Origin of the sequence: Klebsiella indica, assembly GCF_005860775.1 — a bacterium.
In the GTDB taxonomy this organism is placed as follows: domain Bacteria; phylum Pseudomonadota; class Gammaproteobacteria; order Enterobacterales; family Enterobacteriaceae; genus Klebsiella; species Klebsiella indica.
On the sequence record NZ_VCHQ01000011.1, the window covers coordinates 97406 to 120335 of the forward strand.

Genomic DNA, 22930 nt, shown 5'->3' on the forward strand with positions numbered 1-22930 from the left:
GCCCTTCTCCTGTTATTGGCAAACCGCATTGGCTTGTGGCAAACCGGTACCTGTTCCTGCCGCTTTAGCAGGAAGTGCGTAAGTGAATGAACATGTCTGGCTACCGTGGTTTCCCCATTTCACATGGAGTTTCCCTGTTTCATTCTTAACTCTAACAAACGCCTGTCCACCTTGTGTGACATAACCGACAGAGTGGTTATTTTCATCCATAATCTCAGAACCGAACGGTAATTCTTCCGAGGGATGGCTTAACGTCAGAAGTAGAGAATGACCAATATCCGTCTTATATTTCATCAATACAACTGCCCCGGCCGTTGGCACAATATTCTGACTGGTCACATCCAGCGAAACATCATTCGATAATCCTTTCGGATCGAGCTCTATAGTATTCTGACGATACGGCGTTAAATAAGGCACTGCGGCTTTACCATAGCGATTTAAACTCAGGCTACTGTTATTGGTTATTCTTGCTCCGGCGGCATTATCCGCTTCGATAATCGCTATCGTATCCCCCATCACAGGCGTGAGTACGATACCACTTTGCCAGGCGACAACACCGCCAGATAAATTCATACCGTATTGTTGATAACCGCTTCCTGCTGAAATGCTGGCCCCGATATTGCTCCAGGGGGATGTCCAGTTGCCACTGACCCCTCCGGTCGTTTTCGTACCCGATTGCTTGTAGCGATCAACACTGCCAAAAGCACTATAGTTATACTGACGATTATTGCCGGCTGTTCCGGCAATGGAGTTTTGAATTCCCCGGTGATCGCGCTCTTGAATATAGGTAGAGTTGAGGTAAGCCGAACGACCGCTTTCCCCAAGCGGTAAAGAGATACCGATGGCAATCTTATTATCCCATTTATCCTTCACCAAATCGCGAGTTCGGCTGGCATTGATATTCAAATTGAAATACTTAAAGGCATTGGTATACCCAAACTGATATTCGGTATCCTGACCACTTCGGTTCCAGTAATTCTGAGTACTGGCGCTGATATTAAAGCTTCCCCAGGTATCATTAATCGTTTGCGTCGCACTAATCTGTAAGCGATTTTTACGGTTCACCGTATCATTAAACCAACTACTGCTGCGCTGTTGACCATCACGTAACATCATTGCATCATCAATGCTGTAATAACCTGAACTGGAATAGCGATAGCTGGCCAGAGTGACGTTGGTATTGACAACCGGCAATATTTTAGCAAAAGAAAAACGAATACTTTGCCCTTCACGTTTAATATCATCGCGAAGCGTACTGCGCGCATGAGTAATATCCGTTGAAATCGCCCCAATTGCGGTATTTAAAGCTATACCACCGGCGACTGACTGGTAATTTTCACCTGCCAATATACCGCTATAGCCTGTAATCAGGTTAGTAAAGCCATGACGTAGGGTTCCCATGATAATATCCGGGTCTTCATCAACTACCGTATTACGATAACGTCCCCCCATTAGGGTGTAACGTGTGGTGCCTGGACGTAAAAGTTCGGCAATAGATGCATAGGTCACGGTGAAGCTATGCTCGCTGCCATCGGCCTCTTTTATGGTTACCAGTAAATCGCCCCCCGTACCGGTGGGATACAGATCATCAATGACAAACGCCCCAGGAGGTACGGTTGTTTCATAGATCCGCATACCTCTCTGGCTGACACGAACCAGCGCGTTGGTGTTGGCAATTCCGGTAATTATCGGCGCGTAACCGCGTTGAGAATCCATGTACATACGATCGTCTGACGACATCATCACGCCGCGGAAGCCAATACTATCGAAAACTTGTCCATCGGTAGACGATTCCCCGACAACCAACTTGCTACGTAATGGGACAATCGCGCGTTCGAGATAGGTATTGGCATTGTTATAATCCCAACCTCTCCCTTCGCTCCAGCTAAATGAACCGCGATAACGCAGACGCCAGACATCCCAGTTAATTCCGCCTCTCAGTCCAAGATATTGAGTGGAAAGAGAGTCAGCTCCTGACATTCTGGAGTGGTAAGTGTTATAATCATATTGCAACGTCGCTGCCGGGATCCCGTTATCCCAGAGTTCAGGGCTAACATAACCCCGGGCATGGCGTAATAAGTAGATCTGTGGCGACTGCATATTAATACGTTGCGTCGCTACATCAAAGTTCGCTACCAGGTCCGGATATATCTCTTCAGCACGTACACAAGCATTATCGGCTTTTAATCTTTGGATAATCTCTGGTTTGATTTTATCCAGATCAATTCCTGACAGTGAAACCAGTTTCAGATTAAAACACGGTCTTGCTATCGTTGTTTGACGATCATCTTTATCGAATTTAACATCAACACGCCCCTTCCATTTATCATTAACATAAAGATCGACGGTATAATTTCCGCTGGCAACGGGATTCCCCCGGGAATAAGCACTGACATCAATAGCTGAGCGTAAAAACTCACTATTGAAAATAACCTCATCACTTTGTGGTGCGGCTGCTGCCTGAGAAACAAAAATTGATACAATGACAAACTGTGCTATCAGCGTTAAACCAATCGAAGAGGGATTTTTTTTATTTACTTTGCAATACCTGCTCATTTTTTGTTTCTCCTCCATAATCATTAATCACACTGTAAAACAGAGTGAGACCATCCAGTCTTTCTGATTTTTTAGTAACTAACTGGAGATTCGTCTCTCCCTTAGGTGCAATCATTCGTTGAGGAAAATTCTCAACGGAAGCAACTATCGCAGACTCCTTTGTTCTCCGAACATCAACACTGCTTAATGTAATAAAATAAGGGGAGTCATTTTTAATATTTAACGTGTTACCTTTTCGGTTAAATTTGAGTTTTTTATAGGATTCCAGCGCGCTGTATTCAAGGCCAGCCGGGCGATAGAATAGTTTTATTCGCGTGCGAAATGCCAGTTGCAAAAGATTCGTGCCAGCTTCGATCATTTTTGTCGGTTTTGGCGGCACCTCCAGCATATTAAACCAGTACAATGACTCTCTGTCCTGAGGGAGGGAGGCATCAGTGAACATGATCCTCGCTGCCTGTCCTTTATTCGGATCGATGCGCACAACAGGAGGGGTGATAATAAAGGGGACGGTTACCTCACCGGGTCTGGATTTAGGATTGCCATCATCAATCCATAATTGTAATAGATAAGGGTTCTTACCATTATTTTTTAATTGTACAACCGATTCTTTATCTTTCGCATTGAAAATGATGCGCGTTCCGTTAATCGCAACGTCGGCCACCGTTTCAGCAGAGATGAAAAACGATACAATCAAAATTAAACAGTGGGGAATTTTTTTTAACATCAAAGAACCTCATCATTGACAGGAGTAAAAGCATTCGCTTTTACTCCTGTGAATCTATTACTCGTAAACCATGGTGTAATCAACCTGCGTGGTTACAGCGCCGGCGGTTGCTGCTGCTGTTGCATAATATTGCGCATAATAATTCAGAACACCGCTGCCAGAGCTGATATCAACCGGAATATCATTCTGACCAGTCGCTACTGACGCACCAGCAACAATAGCTTCACTATTGGCATTCAACAGTTGGACCTGTACATTGCCCGCAGCATCGCCAGCGGTAGTATCAATATTCAGACGTCCAGTCTCGCTATCAACATAAGTGCCCGGCTCAAAATAGGTGCTTGCAGTATTTAAAGCCGTCCCAGTACAACCGGAAAGTGAAATATTGAACGGTGTTGCACCCGCAGTCGCTCCTGGTGAAGGCAGAGCGGAAACTGAAACTGTCGGTAACGTTACCGTTGCATCAGCGGCACCGCCATCTACAGAGATAGTGCATGTGGTATCGGTAACCTGCCCATTGATAGTAATGGTTCCATCCACAGCAGAAGCGGAAGTTGCCACGACAGAAGACAATGCCAGAGCCAGTGCTGAAATAGCATATTTATAATTACGCATATATAGTTCCCTATTTGGGTTAAGATGTACAACAACACAAAAATGATATTGAAATAACTAACAGCACTTCCTTAATTCCTCAGAAATAAGAAAGTATCAATATCATCTAATTTTCATAACAATAATATACAGCAATTTATTGATACGCAATAATAGGAAAATTCAACCACATTTATATCCTGATAATTTATTTAGGATAAACCCAGGTATCTTATTTATTTATACGTAATATACAAAAAACACACTTTAATAGTTTTTTACTCTGCCATTTTTTACAAAAAAAAATAAATCACTATAATTTTTATTATTTGATCCAGATCAAATATACGGGTATTTATTAACAAAATCCTAACAATTTAGAAGTATTTTTGTACATTTTATAATCAATAAGAATTCATTTTTAGTACATTTAATGTACTTGTTTACTGTTTATTCTCCTTTCCATCAGAAATAGTAGAAATATCGTAAGTGGGACATTATTCACAAGAGTAAAAATACTTTAAAATACATAGAAATAAAAATTTATAATTCACAACACTCCACTAAGAAAGAAAAATCTTAATTCCTCTTAATCGTTGATAAATTATTCGGCGCTACTTGCTTGTTGCATTTTTCATCAGTTAGATTTATTTTCTTATAAACAGATAAATTTCAGCCAGAATGACTATAAAACGTATCATCAAACAACATTCACATTATAAAATCCCATAAAGACCCTGTTTATCAGGTAGATTCAGTATCTGGACATTTATCTATAGTAGAAAAATCCTGGGAAAGTGAACGTAAATGGTGAAAGACGCCATCTGTTTTCCCGCTTTTTCTGCCTGAGCGCATGCACAGACGCCCATCAGATATTGCGCTTGCCGTATGCCCCCCCGTAAATCGCCCAATTGACGAAAGTACTGTTCCCATCAATGCTCCCGTGTATTAACAGCGTATAAAGTACGGCCGTCCGACGCTAAGGCGATCCATAAATCGGCGCGAAAACGATAAGTCAGGGTTCTTTTACGGCAACACTGGCATCACTCGTCGGTGAATGGATACGCGATGATCTGGTTCAAAGAAGGCGCCGGTCAGGCATTATTTGGCGGGGTTGAGTGAAACGAAGGTCGATACCGCATCGCGGATGACATGCTGATTTACAGAGATGAACAACTATATACTCGCCATACTTCAGGTTGCATGCGTGGTGGCTTCTGAATGACTCGTCTCATCCATGAGACTTGCCCTTACGGGCCGTCGCTTTACGACGTTCAAATCCGTTCCTGACAGATCTGTCATTCCCCCCTGTCACATCACTATCTATGCTCCGGGGAATTGACTCTCTTGCCGTATGATCCGGCCTCTGCCTCATGCCTTCGGTGCCAGCACATACGCTGTGCAAAACGGTTAACCGTCTTGTCCCGCAACTCGCATGATCTAACGTACAGAGACGATTGCATGGAAAGGGCGTACAGTGAGTCAATCACAAAACATTGTTCCTGCCTCTTTCACTTCCCCATTCCCGGAGGCATCCGGTACTGCAATGAGGTTTATCATCTCGTCACTTAGTAGGCGTTCACCACCACCCACATCGGGCCCTGGCCGACGGCATAGCGCCCTTTCTCCTGCAATAGCCCCTGCTCGCCATGAATCTCATACACCGCGATATGATGCGATTTCTGTCCGGCGGCAATCAGGTATTTTCCGCTGTGATCGAGGTTGAAGCCACGTGGCTGGGCTTCGGTATTCTGATAGCCTTCAACAGACAGCACGCTACCATCTTCGGAGACGCTGAAGATGGTAATAATGCTGGCGGTACGATCGCAGGCGTAGAGATGACGACCATCCGGGGTCAGGTGAATATCCGCAGCCCAGCGTACATCGCTGAAATCAGGCGGCATCATATCCAGAGTCTGCACACACTCAATTTTGCCATGCAGATCTTTCAGCGCCCAGACATCAACGGAGCTATTCAGCTCATTTACGCAATAACCGTATTGCTGGTTCGGGTGGAACACCATATGACGCGGACCAGCACCTTCAACAGTGGTCACTTCCGCGGGTTCCTGCGCGCTCAGGAAACCATCCTCGCTCAGGGTAAACAGGCAAATACGATCCTGCTTCAACGCTGGCACCCACAGCGTACGATTATCCGGGGAGATGTTTGCTGAATGGCAGCCCTCCAGCCCTTCAACCACGGTCACCGTTTCCCCTGGCAGCCCCTCCACCAGCGGCGTGACGCTGACGCAGCCCGCATTATAAGAGGCACTAAATAAAAAGCGCCCCTGACGATCGGTGGAAATATGCGTCGGGCTGCCCGGCAATGCCGCCTCACCAGCAAAGGTCAGGGCGCCATTATCAGGCGCAATGCGGTAAGCCAGTACGCGAAACTCCGGACGCACGCCAACGTAGAGATACGCTTTGTTCGGGCTCACCACCATCGGCTGCACCTGACCAAATGCATCAACAACCTGCACCAGGGTCAGCTTTCCCTCAGGATCCAGATCCCAGACATGAATCTGTTGGCTTTCCGGGCTGGCGGTATAAACGGTTTGTTTCATGAATGCTCCTTTCCTCACTGCGCATGGAAAATTTATCTTTCACGGCTATAGCTGCCTGAAAAATACACTATGCAAACACACTCTCATTCAAGATACCTCGCGGTAGCTCAAAGGTTAACGTGTATCGGCTCTTTTGGCGGTAGATACTGAAAAGTTTCCCCGAACAGCACAGCGGTGTACCATCAGGGCAAGAAAACTTTTCATCATCAACCGGAAACAACACATGACCTCACGCGTGATTGCCCTGGATTTAGACGGCACGCTATTGACCAGCAAAAAAACTATCCTCCCCGCGTCGCTCGACGCACTGGATCGCGCTAAAAACGCCGGATACCAGGTGATCATCGTCACCGGTCGACATCACGTCGCTATCCACCCTTTTTATCAGGCACTGGCTCTGGATACACCTGCAATTTGCTGTAATGGCACTTATTTGTATGATTATCATGCAAAAAAGGTTATTGAGTCCGATCCGATGCCGGTAGACAAGGCCCTGAGCCTGACGGAAATGCTCAACGAGCATGATATCCACGGCCTGATGTACGTCGATGACGCCATGCTATACGAGCAGCTCACCGGCCACGTTATCCGTACCACCAACTGGGCGCAGTCTCTCCCCGTCGGGCAGCGTCCGGTATTTACTCAGGTCGACTCGCTGGCGCAGGCCGCGCGCCAGGTTAATGCCGTATGGAAATTCGCCCTCACCGACGAAGATACCGCGAAACTGCAGCATTTCGCCCGGCACGTCGCTCAGACGCTGGGGCTGGAATGCGAATGGTCGTGGCACGATCAGGTTGATATCGCCCGCGCGGGAAACAGTAAAGGCCAACGCCTGGCCAGGTGGATCGCGGCGCAGGGGCTGTCAATGCAGGACGTGGTGGCCTTCGGCGACAACTACAACGACCTCAGCATGCTGGAAGCGGCCGGTACCGGCGTAGCGATGGGCAACGCGGTGGATGAAGTCAAAGCCCGGGCCAACGTGGTGATTGGTGAAAACGAAACCCCCAGTATCGCCGACTACATCAACCGCTATTTGTTGTAATCAGGCGGCTATCGACACGCTTTTAATTTGCGCATACAACGGCTGCCCGGGGGTAATTTGCAGGTCATCGCGGGCCCAGGGGCTGATACGCGCCCACAACGTACGGCCGCTAATTTCCAGCCTGACCTCGACCTGCCCACTGCTTTCAATGCACTGCACCACCCGTGCGGGCAAAATATTGCGGATACTGGTTTGTTGCCCGGGTTGCAGTACCAGAGAGACATCGGAGGCCTGAATACGGATGCGTACCGTTTCTCCTTGCGGCCGGTCAAGCTGATTGACCCAAAGCCGTTGGTCGCCGAGCGCCAGCGCGGTCATCGCATATTGCTGATGCTGCTCGACAACGGTGACATTCAGGATGGTGCTTTGTTGCTCCTGCGGTAACCAGGGATGCATCACGCTGCTGCTCCACACCTCTTCCAGATCGCCCAACGCTTTTACTTTCCCCTCTTCCAGTACCAGTACTTTATCCGCCAGATGCTGGATTTCATCCAGCGAGTGGCTGACGTACAGCATCGGGATATGAATTTCGCGCGCCAGACGTTGCAGATAGGGCAACAGCTCGCGCTTACGCGGAATATCCAGCGATGCCAGCGGTTCATCCAGCAGCAGCAATTCCGGTGCAGTGAGCAATGCCCGGCCAATGGCGACTCGCTGCTTTTCGCCACCGGAGAGATCGCCCGGCAAGCGGTCCAGCAGCGGAGCAATACCGAGCAGCTCCACCAGCTTATCGAACTGATCGGTCATATTCTTCGCCATGCCGTATTTCAGATTGCCCCGTACCTTGTAGTGCGGAAACAGGCGGGCATCCTGAAAGACGTAGCCAATGCGGCGTTTTTCAGGAGCCAGACAGATGCGGTTTTCAACATCATTAAGCACTCTACCGTTAAGCACAATACGCCCCTGCTGAGGACGCGTCAGGCCGCTAATGGCGTTAATCAGTGATGTTTTTCCCGCACCAGACACGCCAAAAATCGCGGTAATACCGCTGGCGGGAAGTGTCTCGCGGATCTGCAGACAATGGGTGCCCAGCGTCTGGGTAAAATCGAGTTCGAGCATGCTTATTTCCCCGTCCGCTTACGGCTGAGACGGGCCAGCCATTCAGAAATCATCAGCGATATCAGCGCCAGAACAATCGAAATCAAACATAACCGCGCCGCCGCCCCTTCACCGCCGGGGGTCTGAATCAGGGTATACATCGCCGAAGGGATCGTCCGTGTTTCGCCGGGAATATTGGACACAAAAGTGATGGTTGCGCCAAATTCGCCCAGCGAGCGGGCGAAAGCGAGCACGGTGCCGACGATAATACCGGGCAGCGTCAACGGTAATGTAATGGTGAAAAATACGCGCCAGCGGCCTGCCCCCAGGGTGCGTGCCGCCTGTTCAAGCCTGACATCGACCCCTTCCAGCGCCAGACGAATGGCCCGTACCATCAGGGGAAAAGACATCACCGACGCCGCCAGTACCGCGCCGCGCCAGCTAAACGCGAAACTCAGACCAAACCAGTCATAAAGCCAGCTACCGATAAACCCGCGTCGCCCCATCGCAACCAGCAACAGATAACCCACGACCACCGGCGGTAACACCAGCGGCAAATGGATAACGCTATCGAGCAGCGCCTTACCCGGGAAATTCCGTCGCACCAGCAGCCAGGAAAAGAAGATCCCAAAAGGTAAGCTAAACACCACCGCCAGGGATGAGACTTTCAGGCTCAGCAGTACCGCCTGCCATTCGGGATCGCTTAAGAACATTAGTGAGTAGTAAACCCGTAACGTTTAAAGATTGCAGAAGCTTGTGGCCCTTTCAGATAATCATAAAAGGCGCTTACCGTCGCATTTTTATGCCCGTCGACTATAGCCAGCGGATATTCTACTTTCTTATGAGAATCTTCAGGGAAGGTTCCGACAACTTTTACGCCTTTGCTGGCAACGGCATCAGAGCCATAAACAATGCCCAGCGGGGCTTCGTTACGCTCAACCAGCGCCAGCGCGCCGCGAACGTCTTCCGCCGGCGCCAGTTTAGGCGACAAGGTTTCCCAGGCCCCCAGTTTTTGTAACGCTTCTTTAGCGTAAATGCCAGCAGGCACGTGCTCCGGGTCGCCGACAGCCAGACGGCCACCTTTCAACAAATGGGTCCAGTCGGTTTTATCATTAATGGTGAAAGCTTCCTGGGGGCTGGCTTTCGGCGCAACGACAACCAGGCTATTGCCCAGTAACGTGGTGCGTGAAGCGGTATCGATCGTTTTTTTCCCGACCGCGTAATCCATCCATTTTTGGTCCGCAGAGATGAACAAATCCGCAGGCGCTCCCGCTTCAATTTGTCGCGCCAGTGTAGATGAAGAGGCAAAGGAAGAGACCACGTCTACGTTTTTCTCTTTCTTATACTCTTTCGCAATATCCTGCATCGCGTTAGTGAGCGATGCCGCGGCAAACACCGTGATTTTACCTTCGTCCGCCAGCGCGTGACCAGCAACAGAGAGCGTTAACGCCGCTCCGGCAAAAAAACGTAACCATTGACCTGTCATCTGAAACTCCTGTGGGCTCGTTATGTAGGAGATAATATAACGACAAGTACAGGATTTTCCCAGAGTAAAATTAGGGATAACCAGAAACAGATCAATTGTTGAGAGAAATAAAAACGCCCGACAAAAGCGGGCGCGGGGGAGAAATCAGTGGTTTTGCGGCCTGCTGTCTTTGCGGCCCGCGCCGGAAAGGAAGTTAAAGACTTCACCCAGCCCGTAAATTAACCCCAGGATGACGGCCATCACCACCGGCACCATGACGACAGCAAAAACCAGACTTTTCAATAGCTCTAACATGGTTGGCTCCAGAAAGTAGGAATAGCGCATTGTAACCAATTCGGCAGGAAAAACACGCCCCATTTGTGCGGCGCCTCACTGAGTAGCGCGACAGATGCATCTTGCAAGATAGCCGCTATCGGTCACAATACCCTTTTTCATCAGGATATGATTATGCAGGCTGAAATTCTTCTTACCCTCAAGTTACAGCAGCGCCTGTTCGCCGATCCTCGCCGTATCGCCCTGCTGAAACAGATTGACCAGACCGGTTCCATTAGCCAGGGGGCAAAAAACGCGGGTATCAGCTATAAAAGCGCCTGGGATGCAATTAATGAAATGAATCAACTGAGCGAACAGACTCTGGTCGATCGCGCCACTGGCGGTAAAGGCGGCGGTGGCGCGGTTCTCACCCGCTACGGGCGACGACTGATTCAGCTTTACGACCTGCTGGCACAGATTCAGCAGAAAGCGTTCGATGTGCTGAGCGATGATGATGCCCTGCCTCTCGATAGTCTGCTGGCGGCTATTTCGCGTTTTTCTCTGCAAACCAGCGCCCGCAATCAGTGGTTTGGTACCATTACCGGTCGCGACCACCAGCAGGTGCAGCAGCATGTTGAAGTGCTGCTGGCCGACGGGCAAACCCGTTTTAAAGTCGCCATTACCGCACAAAGCGCCGATCGTCTGGGCCTTAATGAAGGCCAGGAAGTCTTAGTGCTGCTGAAAGCGCCGTGGGTTGGCATGACCCGGGATCCTGCGCGAGCTCAACAGGCGGATAATCAACTAACCGGGCGTATCAGCCATATTGAACATGGGCCAGAACAGTGCGAAGTGCTGATGGCGCTCCCGGATGGTCAGAATCTTTGTGCTACCCTTCCGGTGGAACAAACGCGCGAGCTGGCGGAAGGTGTAGAAGCAATCGCCTATTTCAACGCCGATCGTATCATTCTCGCCACCTTGTGCTAACGGCATTGACATTGTGCTTGTGAAGACGTATCCCTGAAGCTCATCGCTGCAAAAAGTGGGATATAAAATGTCATTGTTGCAAATTTCGCAAGGCACGTTTCGCCTGAGCGACACAAAAACGTTAAATATTGAGCACCTCAGCGTGCATGCGGGCGAAAGCTGGGCTTTCGTCGGCAGCAACGGCAGTGGGAAATCGGCCCTCGCCCGGGCGCTGTCCGGCGAACTGACGCTGCCTGGCGGGCAGCGGCAGTGTAACTTTTCCCGCATCACCCGCCTCTCCTTTGAGCAGTTGCAGAAACTGGTCAGCGATGAGTGGCAACGTAACAACACCGATATGCTGAGCCCCGGCGAAGATGATACCGGGCGAACAACAGCGGAAATCATCCAGGATGAGGTTAAGGACGCTTCCCGCTGCGCCCGGCTCGCGGAACAGTTTGGCATCACCGGCCTGTTACCGCGCCGCTTTAAATATCTCTCCACCGGTGAAACGCGCAAAACCCTGCTGTGCCAGGCGCTGATGGGCAACCCTGATCTGCTGATCCTTGATGAGCCGTTCGACGGCCTTGATGTCGCCTCCCGCCAGCAACTGGCGGCGCTGCTGGCAACCCTGAACAACGAAGGTATCACCCTTGTACTGGTTCTCAATCGTTTCGACGAGATCCCGACGTTCGTACAGTATGCTGGCGTGCTGGCGGATTGTGTCCTTAGCGAAACCGGTGAAAAGCAGGCCCTGCTGCAACAGGCGCTGATTGCTCAACTGGCGCATAGCGAGAAGCTTGACGGCATGGCGTTACCTGAACCGGATGCCCCGGCCGCGCGGCATACGCTGGACGCCAGCGCGCCGCTCATCGTACTCAAAGAGGGTAGGGTCTCTTATAACGACCGTCCGATCATTAACCACCTGAACTGGACGGTAAATCCTGGCGAACACTGGCAGATAGTCGGCCCCAACGGCGCCGGGAAATCAACGCTGCTCAGCCTGGTCACCGGCGATCATCCACAGGGATACAGTAACGACCTGACGCTGTTTGGCCGCCGTCGCGGCAGCGGAGAAACTATCTGGGATATCAAAAAGCATATTGGTTACGTCAGCAGCAGCCTGCACCTGGAGTATCGCGTCAGCACCAACGTGCGCAACGTTATTCTCTCCGGTTACTTCGACTCCATTGGCATCTACCAGGCCGTTTCCGACAAGCAGCATAAGCTGGCGCAAAAATGGCTGGATATTCTGGGCATCGACAAACGCACCGCCGATGCCCCGTTCCACAGTCTCTCATGGGGGCAGCAGCGGCTGGCGCTGATCGTCCGCGCGCTGGTCAAGCACCCTACCCTGCTGATTCTCGATGAGCCGCTACAGGGGCTGGATCCGCTCAACCGCCAACTGGTGCGCCGCTTTGTCGATGTGTTAATTAGCGAAGGGGCGACGCAACTGCTGTTTGTATCCCACCACGCCGAAGACGCCCCGGATTGTATTACTCACCGTCTGGCGTTTATCAGCAGTGGAGACGGTTACACTTACCAGGTCGGTCCACTGGAAAATTAAGCCTGTACAGGGGTCTGCAGATCCCTGGTTTTTTCGGAATAATATCCACACAATAGAGTATCAATTTGTTTTTAAAAGACAAAAAAGAGAATTTCGCAACGCCGCCTTTGAGTGTAAACGATTCCACCAATTTGCCCTGTGTCACACTTTTCACTTCTTTGATATGCTATCTTCATCTCACACGATAAGCCTATTGGAGCGAATCATGAAAGTACTGGTTACAGGTGGTAGCGGTTACATTGGAAGTCATACCTGCGTTCAACTGCTACAGCAGGGACACGAGGTGATTATTCTCGACAATCTCTGCAACAGTAAGCGCAGCGTATTGCCGGTGATTGAGCGTCTCGGCGGGAAAAGCGCCACCTTTGTTGAAGGCGACATTCGTAATGAAGCGCTGATGACGGAAATCCTCCACGATCATGCGATTGAAGCCGTGATCCATTTCGCCGGCCTGAAGGCCGTCGGGGAGTCCGTCGCTAAGCCGCTGGAATATTATGACAATAACGTAACCGGTACACTGAAATTAGTTTCCGCCATGCGCGCCGCGGGCGTGAAAAACTTTATTTTCAGCTCCTCCGCCACCGTCTACGGCGACCAGCCCAAAATCCCTTATGTCGAAAGTTTCCCGACCGGTACGCCGCAAAGCCCTTACGGCAAAAGCAAACTGATGGTCGAACAGATCCTCACCGATCTGCAAAAAGCTCAGCCGGAGTGGAGCATCGCCCTGCTGCGTTATTTCAACCCGGTCGGCGCGCATCCGTCGGGTGACATGGGTGAAGACCCTCAGGGTATCCCCAACAACCTGATGCCGTACATCGCACAAGTCGCCGTTGGCCGTCGCGAATCGCTGGCGGTGTTTGGTAACGACTATCCGACCAAAGATGGCACCGGCGTGCGTGACTATATTCACGTGATGGATCTGGCCGATGGTCACGTCGTGGCGATGGAAAAACTGGCCGGTAAAGCTGGCGTGCATATCTACAACCTTGGCGCCGGCATCGGCAACAGCGTGCTCGACGTCGTCAATGCCTTCAGCAAAGCCTGTGGCAAACCGATTAACTACCACTTCGCGCCACGCCGCGATGGCGACCTCCCGGCCTACTGGGCGGACGCTGAAAAGGCCGATCGCGATCTGAACTGGCGAGTGACCCGCAACCTTGACGAAATGGCGCAGGACACCTGGCACTGGCAGTCCCGTCATCCGCAAGGTTATCCAGACTAAGGAACCTTCATGAGCGTATTTAACCCCGTCGACCATCCGCATCGTCGTTATAACCCGTTAACCGGGCAGTGGATTCTGGTTTCTCCGCATCGCGCAAAGCGCCCCTGGCAGGGTGCGCAGGAGACACCAGCAAAACAGACGTTGCCCGCGCACGACCCGGACTGTTTCCTGTGCCCGGGTAATACCCGCGTGACCGGTGACAAAAACCCGAACTACACCGGCACCTTTGTTTTTACCAATGACTTTGCGGCGTTGATGAGCGATACCCCTGACGCTCCGGAAAGCGACGACCCGCTGATGCGTTGTCAGAGTGCCCGTGGCACCAGCCGGGTCATCTGCTTTTCGCCAGACCACAGCAAAACGCTGCCGGAGTTGAGCGTGGAGGCGCTGGAAGGCGTGGTTAAAACGTGGCAGGAACAGACCGCGGACCTCGGGAAAAGCTATCCCTGGGTCCAGGTTTTTGAAAACAAAGGCGCGGCGATGGGCTGCTCCAACCCGCATCCTCACGGTCAGGTGTGGGCAAACAGCTTCCTGCCTAACGAAGCGGAACGTGAAGATCGTCTGCAAAAAGCGTACTTCACCGAGCACGGCGCGCCGATGCTGGTGGATTACGCGCAGCGCGAATTCGCCGACGGTAGCCGCACGGTCGTCGAGACCGCACACTGGCTCGCCGTTGTCCCTTACTGGGCGGCATGGCCATTCGAGACGCTGCTGCTGCCGAAAACACACGTCCGGCGCCTGACTGATTTAACCGACGACCGGCGCAGCGACCTTGCGCTGGCGCTGAAAAAGCTGACCAGCCGTTACGACAACCTGTTCCAGTGCTCGTTCCCCTACTCTATGGGCTGGCACGGCGCGCCGTTTAACGATGAAAACAATGATCACTGGCAGCTGCACGCTCATTTTTATCCGCCGCTGCTGCGTTCCGCCACGGTGCGCAAATTTATGGTCGGCTATGAAATGCTGGCCGAAACTCAGCGTGACCTGACGGCCGAGCAAGCTGCTGAACGTCTGCGCGCTGTGAGCGACGTCCATTTCCGCGAATCCGGAGTATAACCATGAGTCTGAAAGAGAAAAACCAAGCCCTGTTTGCTGAAAAGTTCGGCTATCCCGCCAGCCATGTTATCCAGGCGCCTGGCCGGGTTAACCTGATTGGCGAACACACCGACTATAACGATGGATTCGTGCTGCCCTGCGCGATTGATTATCAGACGGTGATCAGTTGCTCACCGCGCAACGATCGTACCGTGCGGGTGATTGCCGCCGATTACGACAGTCAGAGCGATGAATTCTCCCTCGATTCGCAGATTACCCGCCACGACACCCAGCAGTGGTCGAACTATGTTCGCGGCGTGGTAAAGCATCTTCAGCAGCGCAACAACCACTTCGGCGGAGCGGACCTGGTCATTAGCGGTAACGTGCCACAGGGTGCGGGATTAAGCTCCTCAGCTTCACTGGAAGTCGCCGTCGGCACCGTATTTCAGCAGTTGTATCACCTGCCGCTCGACGGCGCGCAAATCGCGCTCAACGGCCAGGAAGCGGAAAACCAGTTCGTCGGCTGCAACTGCGGCATCATGGATCAGTTAATCTCCGCGCTCGGTAAAAAAGATCACGCGCTGCTGATCGACTGCCGATCATTAGGCACTAAGGCGGTTTCAATGCCGAAAGGCGTCGCGGTGGTGATTATCAACAGTAATTTTAAACGCACTCTGGTGGGCAGCGAATACAACACCCGTCGTGAACAGTGCGAAACCGGCGCCCGCTTCTTCCAGCAGCCCGCCCTGCGCGATGTGACCCTCGACGAGTTCAACGCCGTCGCCCACGAGCTTGACCCGGTGGTCGCCAGACGCGTTCGCCACGTACTGACCGAAAACGCCCGTACCGTAGAGGCCGCTACGGCGCTGGAAAAAGGCGACCTGCAACGAATGGGTGAACTGATGGCGGAATCTCATGCCTCCATGCGCGACGATTTTGAAATCACCGTACCGCAGATTGATACGCTAGTGGATATCGTCAAAGCGGCCATCGGCGACAAAGGCGGCGTCCGCATGACCGGCGGCGGTTTCGGCGGCTGTATTGTCGCGCTGATGCCGGAGGATCTGGTCGAAGGCGTACAGCAGGCCGTTGCCCAGGCATATGAAGCGAAAACCGGGATTAGAGAAACGTTCTATGTGTGCAAACCCTCTCAGGGAGCCGGACAATGCTAAACCAAACAACCGGGCTGGCGCCGGACGGCCTGCCGTGGAATATCCTCACCCTGCGTAATGACGCGGGGATGACGGTCACCGTAATGGATTGGGGCGCGACGCTGCTTTCGGCGCAGGTCGCCCTGGCTGACGGCAGCGTACGCGAAGCGCTGCTCGGCTGCGCGACGCCGAGCGACTATACGCATCAGGCCGCTTTTCTCGGCGCGTCCGTTGGCCGTTACGCCAACCGTATCGCCAACAGCCGCTTCCTCCTTGATGGTCGAACCGTCAATCTGACGCCTTCCAACGAGGCTGGACATCAGTTACACGGCGGGCCTGACGGTTTCGATAAGCGCCGCTGGCAAATTGTCAGCGCCGATGATCATCACGCGCTATTCTCACTCTCATCCGCCGATGGCGATCAGGGATACCCCGGCAATTTAACGGCAACCGCGCACTACCGCCTGACTGACGATAATCGGATCTCTATTGAGTATCGCGCCACCGTTGACCAGCCCTGCCCGGTGAACCTGACTAACCACGTCTATTTCAACCTGGATGGCATACAGAGCGACGTGCGTAACCATAAGCTGCAAATTTTTGCCGAGGCTTACCTCCCCGTAGAAAGCGACGGTATTCCGGGGGGAAACCTGCAAAGCGTTGCTCTGACCGGCTTTGATTTTCGTACGCCGAAGATGCTGGCGGACGATTTCCTGCGTGATGAAGACCAGCAGAAAGTGAAAGGTTACGACCACGCCTTTCTGCTCCAGGCGCAGGGAGATGCCCAGGTTCCGGCAGCTCACGTCTGGTCCCAGGATGAAAAGCTGCAGATGACGGTGTATACCTCCGCTCCGGCCCTGCAATTCTACTCCGGCAACTACCTGGGCGGCACGCCGTCGCGCAGCGCGCAACCCTACGCTGACTGGCAAGGCCTGGCGCTGGAGAGCGAGTTCCTGCCGGATTCGCCGAACCACCCGGAGTGGCCGCAGCCGGATTGCGTTCTGCTTCCCGGCGAAGAGTACGTCAGCCTGACGGAATATCAGTTTATCGCCAGATAATGCCTCACCCTCCACGCCAGGTGGAGGGCTTTTTTCCCCTTTCGCTGAAAAATTCGTCACTTACAGACAAAAACACAACCTCTGTTTTACAAGTATCTTACACTGGGCCACTATTTTCGCTATGGTTAGGGATAAGCATTGCCGTGAGGTAAATCGTGGCAATATAATGAGAATAGTTATCAATCAATAAATATATACACTACCAATTTCGAGTCGCCTCAAAGCGGCAAATGAGCGAATCCCAGGAACATAGTGAACGATGCGACCGGGGTGAGTGAAAGTAGCCAGCGATGAGGTGACGTGAAAGATGACGTGTATTGAGGAGTAAGTGTATGGCTGTAACTAAGCTGGTACTCGTTCGTCACGGCGAAAGCCAATGGAACAACGAAAACCGTTTCACCGGTTGGTATGACGTTGACCTGTCTGAGAAAGGCGTGGGTGAAGCAAAAGCAGCCGGCAAGCTGCTGAAAGAAGAAGGCTTCAGCTTCGACTTTGCTTATACCTCTGTGCTGAAACGTGCCATCCACACTCTGTGGAACGTGCTGGACGAACTGGATCAGGCCTGGCTGCCGGTTGAGAAATCCTGGAAACTGAATGAGCGCCATTACGGTGCGCTGCAGGGTCTGAACAAAGCGGAAACCGCTGAGAAATATGGTGATGAGCAGGTTAAACAGTGGCGTCGTGGCTTCGCGGTGACTCCGCCGGAGCTGACAAAAGACGACGAGCGTTATCCGGGCCACGATCCGCGCTACGCGAAACTGACGGATAAAGAGCTGCCGGTAACCGAAAGCCTGGCGCTGACCATTGAGCGCGTTGTACCGTACTGGAACGACACCATTCTGCCACGTCTGAAAAGCGGTGAGCGCGTGATTATCGCCGCTCACGGTAACTCCCTGCGCGCGCTGGTGAAATACCTCGACAATATGGGTGAAGACGAGATCCTCGAACTGAACATCCCGACCGGCGTACCGCTGGTGTATGAGTTCGATGAAAACTTCAAGCCGGTTAAACACTACTATCTGGGTAACGCCGACGAGATCGCCGCGAAAGCGGCTGCCGTTGCGAACCAGGGTAAAGCGAAGTAATTAAATATAAAAAACCGGCTAACAAAGCCGGTTTTTTTATTTTTTAGCATGGAAAACGCTTCAGCTAGCCGCGACGCGCTTTTACCGCATCCGCCAGTTGATGCAAAATCATATCGGTATCTTCCCAGCCGATGCAGGCATCGGTAATGCTCTTGCCGTAGGTCAGCGGCACACCGCTTTCAAGACTCTGATTGCCTTCCACCAGATGGCTTTCAATCATCACGCCCATGATTGATTGCTCACCGCCAGCAATCTGCTGACAAACATCTGCGCCCACATCCATCTGCTTTTTAAACTGCTTGCTGGAATTGGCATGGCTAAAATCGATCATAATCTTCGCGGGCAGACCCGCTTTCGCCAGGCCAACCTTCACGTCGGCAACGTGCTTCGCACTGTAGTTCGGCTCTTTACCGCCGCGCAGGATGATATGACAATCACTGTTGCCGCTGGTGTTGACGATCGCTGAATGACCCCATTTGGTTACCGACAGGAAACAGTGCGGTGCCCCCGCGGCGTTGATAGCATCAATCGCGACTTTTATGGTCCCATCGGTGCCGTTTTTGAAACCCACCGGGCAAGAGAGTCCGGAAGAGAGCTCGCGATGCACCTGAGATTCGGTGGTTCGCGCGCCAATCGCTCCCCAGCTCATCAGATCGGCAAGATACTGCGGCGTGATCATATCGAGGAATTCTCCGGCCGCCGGCAGCCCGCTGTCATTAATATCCAGCAACAGCTTGCGCGCGATACGCAGACCATCATTGATGCGGAAGCTGTTATCCATATGCGGATCGTTGATCAGCCCTTTCCATCCCACGGTGGTGCGCGGCTTCTCAAAATAGACGCGCATCACAATTTCCAGCTCACCTTTTAGCGATTTGCGCAACTTGAGCAGCCGATCGGCATACTCTTTCGCCGCAACAGGATCATGAATGGAACACGGGCCGATGACCACCAGCAAGCGATCGTCATTGCCTTTGAGGATCTGATGGATCGCTTTACGTGCATGCGCAACGGTATTAGCGGCATTCTCGGTAGCGGGGAATTTTTCAAGGAGGGCAACGGGAGGCAGTAATTCGTTGATCTCTTTAATGCGTAAGTCGTCGTTCTGATAATTCATTTTAGTTCCAGCGTTGCCATACTTATCCAGTTAAATGCAATCTCCACAATCTATCTCTTCAGCTAAAAAGTGTAAATATGATTTTACATTACGCGCAGTCCGGAGAGGGGGAGTAATGTTCTCGTTGTGTCCACAACTGGGCATCAACCCTGATAACGCAGAGGATAGAGCCCCTTCACGCAGGGCTATTGGGCCGCCAGCAGCGGTACTCACATACTATGCGGGGCACTCCTTTTTCATTTTGTTCACCTGAAAGCCCAATCATGTCATAAAGTAATAATCAGAATAATAATGTTAGAGAGAAATCATGGGGCACTCACATTCACATACTCCTGTGCGGCAAACGGACGATCATAATGCCCGGCGACTACTGCTGGCGTTTTGCGTCACTGCCGGATTTATGCTGGTTGAAATCGCAGGCGGGTTGCTTTCAGGTTCTCTGGCGCTGCTGGCCGATGCGGGCCATATGCTCACTGATACAGCAGCGCTCCTGTTCGCCTTGCTGGCGGTTCGCTTCTCCCGCCGCCCACCAAATACCCGTCATACCTTTGGCTGGTTACGTCTGACCACCCTGGCCGCGTTCCTTAATGCCATTGCGCTGGTCATCATTACGATTCTGATCGTCTGGGAAGCCATTCAACGCTTTAATCATCCTCAACCGGTTGCCGGTAAAACCATGATCATCATCGCCATAGCGGGATTACTGGCGAATATTCTGGCATTCTGGATCCTGCGTCATGGCAATGAAGGTCATAATCTCAATGTACGGGCTGCGGCTCTGCATGTACTGGGGGATCTACTTGGTTCGGTCGGGGCGATAATAGCCGCCATCATTATCCTCGCCACGGGCTGGACGCCTATCGATCCCATTCTGTCAGTGTTGGTTTCGTGCCTGGTTCTGCGTAGCGCCTGGCGTTTGTTGCAGGAGAGTATCAACGAACTCCTGGAAGGCGCCCCGCGCTCCCTTGATGTTGACGCATTAAAGCGCGATTTGCGCCGTTCAGTGCCGGAAGTGCGCGATGTACACCATGTTCATGCCTGGCTGGTAGGAGAGAAAACGGTGATGACGCTGCATGTGCAGGTGGTGCCGCCGCACGATCACGACGGCCTGCTGGAACGTATCCACCTTTTCTTGCAGCACAAGTATCAGATTGCGGACATTACGGTGCAGATGGAGTATCAGCCCTGTCGTGTCCCGGAATGCCATCTGAATATGTCGCCCTCCGGACATGGACACAATCATTAACGGGCAAAAGCGTGAGACCCGCGCTCACGCGCGCTGTTAATCCACATCCGGCTACCGTTAAGGGCGATAAACGTCAGAAGCAGGTATTCCAGCGACATCGCGTAGACCCCCTGACGCGCAAAAATAACCATGCTAATTATGTTAATAATCACCCATAGCAGCCAGTTTTCGACATATTTGCGCGTCATCAGAATCATCGCCACAATAGACAGCACCATCATGCAGGCGTCCCAGAACGGGAATGCATCCGGCTGCAGTGTCGGCATTGCTACCTGCAACCCCAGGGTTTGCATCAGCACAACGGCAATGCGCGTCAGGAAGGCAAAAACCGGGTTAATAAACGCCGTCATCAGACCAATCGCCACCACGCAGGCCGCCAGCCAGCCCAGCGCCTTTGTCAGCGGCAGCCAGCGGATTTGCAGTTCAGCCTGATTATCGCGGGTCTGTCGCGACCAGGCGTACCAGCCATAGACGTTGGCCGCGAAGAAAAAAACCTGTAACAGAAGGCTGGCATAAAGCTGGATCTGGAAGAAGATAATGGCAAACAGAGTGACGTTGATCAGCCCAAAGGCATAGTTACCGATCTTCTCCAGACTCGCCAGCCAGATGCACAACAGGCCAGCGAGGGTGCCAATGGCTTCAATCCACGACAGGTCATATCCACCGGCACCAATGGGTATGTGCACTAATATGTTCTGCGTACTAAAAAAATCCATCTTATCCCCAGAGCGTACAGTGACGCGATAATGCGTTATCTCCGAAGTGTAGCCGCAAAATCGAGCATTCTGTTCAGCGGCACCAGCGCAGCAGCGCGCAACTGCTCATCAACATGAATTTCATGTTCGCTGCCCCCCTGCTCCAGCCCTTCAGCAATCGTCCGCAGGCCATTCATGGCCATCCAGGGGCAGTGCGCGCAGCTCCGACAGGTTGCCCCTTCGCCAGCCGTAGGCGCTTCCAGCAGCTCTTTTCCCGGTACCGCCTGCTGCATTTTGTAGAAAATGCCGCGGTCGGTAGCAACAATTAGCTGATGCTGCGGCAGGGTTTTAGCCGCATTAATTAACTGGCTGGTTGACCCCACGGCATCGGCCATATCAACAATCGCCTGCGGCGATTCCGGGTGCACGAGCACAGCCGCATGCGGATAAAGCGCCTTCATTCTTACCAGCGCTTGCGTTTTGAATTCATCATGAACAATACAGGCTCCCTGCCAGCACAACACATCGGCAGCAGTCTGTTTTTGTACATAGTTGCCCAGATGGCGGTCTGGCGCCCAGATGATTTTTTCGCCCATGCTATCAAGATGCTCAATCAGTTCCACCGCAATGCTGGAGGTCACTACCCAGTCAGCGCGAGCCTTCACCGCCGCCGACGTATTGGCATAAACCACCACGGTGCGGTCCGGATGCGCATCGCAGAAGGCGCCAAATTCGTCTATCGGGCAGCCCAGGTCAAGGGAACATTCCGCGTGTAGCGTGGGCATCAGAATCGTTTTTTCCGGGCTGAGGATTTTTGCCGTTTCGCCCATAAAACGCACCCCGGCAACCAGCAATGTTGAAGCGGCATGCCGTGCGCCAAAGCGCGCCATTTCCAGGGAATCGGCTATGCATCCCCCCGTTTCTTCAGCCAGGTGCTGGATTTCCGGGTCAGTGTAATAATGTGCCACCATAACAGCATCACGCGCTTTCAGGAGACGTTTGATCTTCTCGCGGTAGAATTGCTTTTCATCCACGTTTAGCGGGGCGGGTTTTGGTGGAAACGGATAGACTGCCGCTTCCGGGTCAAACATTACGCTCATCTTGCTGTCTCGTTTTTCTGGCTTAACGAAATAACCGATATAAAGCGTATCTACACCATAATCGGTCAAATTTGTTTTATATGCTAAACAAGATAGCTGATTATGCCAGGAATGTCGTGGAGAATTTAGCGGAAGAGGCCGAGGTCATGTCACTTTTGAATCCTATCTATCGCAGGTAGCAGAAAAACATCTTTAACGTTAATACTATGCGATTAAACGGTACTTACCAGGGATATGGTCAGCCCGTTATGGCGAGATAGTGCATTTTTTTAGCTGCCCGGCTTACTCACTGCAAATGTGAAGATAGTCGTTATATCTGGTCTGTAAAAGACATGGGGCGTTCCGATCGCCCCAGACCGCGCTGAAACCTGCCGCTGGCGGACACTGAGTTTCTTTTCCCTGCCCTGTAACCTGACGACCGGTGGGTTCAACTGTTAC

At 52.1% G+C, this 22930-nt stretch carries 20 protein-coding genes; 9 read left to right on the top strand and 11 right to left on the bottom strand.

What is annotated here, in order from left to right; translation table 11 throughout:
• Positions 1 to 12: 12 nt before the first annotated feature.
• The 4 genes from FE839_RS09635 to pgl all read right to left on the bottom strand — a co-directional run bounded on the left by FE839_RS09635 (position 13) and on the right by pgl (position 6438).
• Positions 13 to 2556 carry a fimbria/pilus outer membrane usher protein gene (locus FE839_RS09635; protein ID WP_138360617.1) on the bottom strand — a complete coding sequence of 848 codons (2544 nt, stop codon included), beginning with the start codon at positions 2554 to 2556 and terminating at the stop codon, positions 13 to 15.
• Positions 2531 to 3280, bottom strand: coding sequence for a fimbrial biogenesis chaperone (locus tag FE839_RS09640; RefSeq protein WP_138360618.1), 750 nt, complete (start codon positions 3278 to 3280; stop codon positions 2531 to 2533). Before FE839_RS09640 ends, FE839_RS09635 begins: the two co-directional genes overlap by 26 nt.
• Before the next feature lie 57 nt (positions 3281 to 3337).
• Positions 3338 to 3895, bottom strand: a complete 558-nt coding sequence (locus FE839_RS09645; protein WP_138360619.1) for a fimbrial protein — start codon at positions 3893 to 3895, stop codon at positions 3338 to 3340.
• A gap of 1547 nt (positions 3896 to 5442) precedes the next feature.
• Positions 5443 to 6438 carry a 6-phosphogluconolactonase gene (gene pgl, locus FE839_RS09650; protein ID WP_138360620.1) on the bottom strand — a complete coding sequence of 332 codons (996 nt, stop codon included), beginning with the start codon at positions 6436 to 6438 and terminating at the stop codon, positions 5443 to 5445.
• Positions 6439 to 6661: 223 nt separating this feature from the next.
• On the opposite strand from pgl, the gene FE839_RS09655 reads away from it, so the two are divergent.
• The gene (locus FE839_RS09655) at positions 6662 to 7480 is read left to right on the top strand and encodes a pyridoxal phosphatase (RefSeq protein ID WP_138360621.1); all 819 of its coding nucleotides are present in this window, start codon (positions 6662 to 6664) and stop codon (positions 7478 to 7480) included.
• Here the strand turns inward: FE839_RS09655 and modC are convergent, their stop codons facing one another.
• The 4 genes from modC to FE839_RS09675 form a co-directional block, all read right to left on the bottom strand.
• Entirely contained in the window at positions 7481 to 8539 is a 1059-nt protein-coding gene (modC, locus tag FE839_RS09660) for a molybdenum ABC transporter ATP-binding protein ModC (RefSeq protein WP_138360622.1), read from the bottom strand.
• Positions 8540 to 8541: 2 nt separating this feature from the next.
• Positions 8542 to 9231: a molybdate ABC transporter permease subunit gene (gene modB, locus FE839_RS09665; RefSeq protein ID WP_138360623.1), complete on the bottom strand. Its 690-nt coding sequence runs from the start codon at positions 9229 to 9231 to the stop codon at positions 8542 to 8544.
• Positions 9231 to 10004, bottom strand: coding sequence for a molybdate ABC transporter substrate-binding protein (modA, locus tag FE839_RS09670; protein WP_138360624.1), 774 nt, complete (start codon positions 10002 to 10004; stop codon positions 9231 to 9233). The genes modB and modA overlap by 1 nt, the downstream gene beginning before the upstream one ends.
• 144 nt (positions 10005 to 10148) lie before the next feature.
• Positions 10149 to 10298, bottom strand: a complete 150-nt coding sequence (locus FE839_RS09675) for an AcrZ family multidrug efflux pump-associated protein (protein WP_138360625.1) — start codon at positions 10296 to 10298, stop codon at positions 10149 to 10151.
• Positions 10299 to 10451: 153 nt separating this feature from the next.
• Here FE839_RS09675 and modE point away from each other — a divergent pair, with 153 nt between their 5' ends.
• From modE to gpmA, 7 genes are all read left to right on the top strand, one after another.
• Positions 10452 to 11240 carry a molybdenum-dependent transcriptional regulator gene (gene modE, locus FE839_RS09680; protein WP_138360626.1) on the top strand — a complete coding sequence of 263 codons (789 nt, stop codon included), beginning with the start codon at positions 10452 to 10454 and terminating at the stop codon, positions 11238 to 11240.
• Positions 11241 to 11307: 67 nt separating this feature from the next.
• A complete protein-coding gene (modF, locus tag FE839_RS09685) occupies positions 11308 to 12783 on the top strand; it encodes a molybdate ABC transporter ATP-binding protein ModF (protein ID WP_138360627.1) in 1476 nt (491 codons plus the stop codon).
• Between the two features lie 205 nt (positions 12784 to 12988).
• Positions 12989 to 14005: a UDP-glucose 4-epimerase GalE gene (gene galE / locus FE839_RS09690; RefSeq protein WP_138360628.1), complete on the top strand. Its 1017-nt coding sequence runs from the start codon at positions 12989 to 12991 to the stop codon at positions 14003 to 14005.
• A gap of 9 nt (positions 14006 to 14014) precedes the next feature.
• A complete protein-coding gene (gene galT, locus FE839_RS09695; RefSeq protein ID WP_138360629.1) occupies positions 14015 to 15061 on the top strand; it encodes a galactose-1-phosphate uridylyltransferase in 1047 nt (348 codons plus the stop codon).
• Positions 15062 to 15063: 2 nt separating this feature from the next.
• A complete protein-coding gene (gene galK / locus FE839_RS09700; RefSeq protein WP_138360630.1) occupies positions 15064 to 16212 on the top strand; it encodes a galactokinase in 1149 nt (382 codons plus the stop codon).
• Positions 16206 to 17249, top strand: a complete 1044-nt coding sequence (gene galM, locus FE839_RS09705; RefSeq protein ID WP_138360631.1) for a galactose-1-epimerase — start codon at positions 16206 to 16208, stop codon at positions 17247 to 17249. The genes galK and galM overlap by 7 nt, the downstream gene beginning before the upstream one ends.
• A 332-nt stretch (positions 17250 to 17581) precedes the next feature.
• Positions 17582 to 18334: a 2,3-diphosphoglycerate-dependent phosphoglycerate mutase gene (gene gpmA / locus FE839_RS09710; RefSeq protein ID WP_138360632.1), complete on the top strand. Its 753-nt coding sequence runs from the start codon at positions 17582 to 17584 to the stop codon at positions 18332 to 18334.
• Between the two features lie 64 nt (positions 18335 to 18398).
• Here the strand turns inward: gpmA and aroG are convergent, their stop codons facing one another.
• Positions 18399 to 19451 carry a 3-deoxy-7-phosphoheptulonate synthase AroG gene (aroG, locus tag FE839_RS09715; protein WP_138360633.1) on the bottom strand — a complete coding sequence of 351 codons (1053 nt, stop codon included), beginning with the start codon at positions 19449 to 19451 and terminating at the stop codon, positions 18399 to 18401.
• 307 nt (positions 19452 to 19758) lie between these two features.
• On the opposite strand from aroG, the gene zitB reads away from it, so the two are divergent.
• Complete coding sequence (gene zitB / locus FE839_RS09720; RefSeq protein WP_138360634.1) at positions 19759 to 20697, top strand: CDF family zinc transporter ZitB; 939 nt, start codon at positions 19759 to 19761, stop codon at positions 20695 to 20697.
• On the opposite strand, the gene pnuC is transcribed toward zitB, so the two are convergent.
• Both pnuC and nadA read right to left on the bottom strand, forming a co-directional pair.
• The gene (gene pnuC, locus FE839_RS09725) at positions 20694 to 21413 is read right to left on the bottom strand and encodes a nicotinamide riboside transporter PnuC (protein ID WP_138360635.1); all 720 of its coding nucleotides are present in this window, start codon (positions 21411 to 21413) and stop codon (positions 20694 to 20696) included. The two genes, zitB and pnuC, sit on opposite strands and share 4 nt — an antisense overlap.
• A gap of 35 nt (positions 21414 to 21448) precedes the next feature.
• Entirely contained in the window at positions 21449 to 22492 is a 1044-nt protein-coding gene (nadA, locus tag FE839_RS09730; protein WP_138360636.1) for a quinolinate synthase NadA, read from the bottom strand.
• Positions 22493 to 22930 lie beyond the last annotated feature (438 nt).

What these genes read in the sequence shown, in the direction of transcription:
- FE839_RS09635 (WP_138360617.1), bottom strand. Translation starts at nt 2,556, where the DNA reads ATGAGCAGGTATTGCAAAGTAAATAAAAAAAATCCCTCTTCGATTGGT.
- FE839_RS09640 (WP_138360618.1), bottom strand. Translation starts at nt 3,280, where the DNA reads ATGTTAAAAAAAATTCCCCACTGTTTAATTTTGATTGTATCGTTTTTC.
- FE839_RS09645 (WP_138360619.1), bottom strand. Translation starts at nt 3,895, where the DNA reads ATGCGTAATTATAAATATGCTATTTCAGCACTGGCTCTGGCATTGTCT.
- pgl (WP_138360620.1), bottom strand. Translation starts at nt 6,438, where the DNA reads ATGAAACAAACCGTTTATACCGCCAGCCCGGAAAGCCAACAGATTCAT.
- FE839_RS09655 (WP_138360621.1), top strand. Translation starts at nt 6,662, where the DNA reads ATGACCTCACGCGTGATTGCCCTGGATTTAGACGGCACGCTATTGACC.
- modC (WP_138360622.1), bottom strand. Translation starts at nt 8,539, where the DNA reads ATGCTCGAACTCGATTTTACCCAGACGCTGGGCACCCATTGTCTGCAG.
- modB (WP_138360623.1), bottom strand. Translation starts at nt 9,231, where the DNA reads ATGTTCTTAAGCGATCCCGAATGGCAGGCGGTACTGCTGAGCCTGAAA.
- modA (WP_138360624.1), bottom strand. Translation starts at nt 10,004, where the DNA reads ATGACAGGTCAATGGTTACGTTTTTTTGCCGGAGCGGCGTTAACGCTC.
- FE839_RS09675 (WP_138360625.1), bottom strand. Translation starts at nt 10,298, where the DNA reads ATGTTAGAGCTATTGAAAAGTCTGGTTTTTGCTGTCGTCATGGTGCCG.
- modE (WP_138360626.1), top strand. Translation starts at nt 10,452, where the DNA reads ATGCAGGCTGAAATTCTTCTTACCCTCAAGTTACAGCAGCGCCTGTTC.
- modF (WP_138360627.1), top strand. Translation starts at nt 11,308, where the DNA reads ATGTCATTGTTGCAAATTTCGCAAGGCACGTTTCGCCTGAGCGACACA.
- galE (WP_138360628.1), top strand. Translation starts at nt 12,989, where the DNA reads ATGAAAGTACTGGTTACAGGTGGTAGCGGTTACATTGGAAGTCATACC.
- galT (WP_138360629.1), top strand. Translation starts at nt 14,015, where the DNA reads ATGAGCGTATTTAACCCCGTCGACCATCCGCATCGTCGTTATAACCCG.
- galK (WP_138360630.1), top strand. Translation starts at nt 15,064, where the DNA reads ATGAGTCTGAAAGAGAAAAACCAAGCCCTGTTTGCTGAAAAGTTCGGC.
- galM (WP_138360631.1), top strand. Translation starts at nt 16,206, where the DNA reads ATGCTAAACCAAACAACCGGGCTGGCGCCGGACGGCCTGCCGTGGAAT.
- gpmA (WP_138360632.1), top strand. Translation starts at nt 17,582, where the DNA reads ATGGCTGTAACTAAGCTGGTACTCGTTCGTCACGGCGAAAGCCAATGG.
- aroG (WP_138360633.1), bottom strand. Translation starts at nt 19,451, where the DNA reads ATGAATTATCAGAACGACGACTTACGCATTAAAGAGATCAACGAATTA.
- zitB (WP_138360634.1), top strand. Translation starts at nt 19,759, where the DNA reads ATGGGGCACTCACATTCACATACTCCTGTGCGGCAAACGGACGATCAT.
- pnuC (WP_138360635.1), bottom strand. Translation starts at nt 21,413, where the DNA reads ATGGATTTTTTTAGTACGCAGAACATATTAGTGCACATACCCATTGGT.
- nadA (WP_138360636.1), bottom strand. Translation starts at nt 22,492, where the DNA reads ATGAGCGTAATGTTTGACCCGGAAGCGGCAGTCTATCCGTTTCCACCA.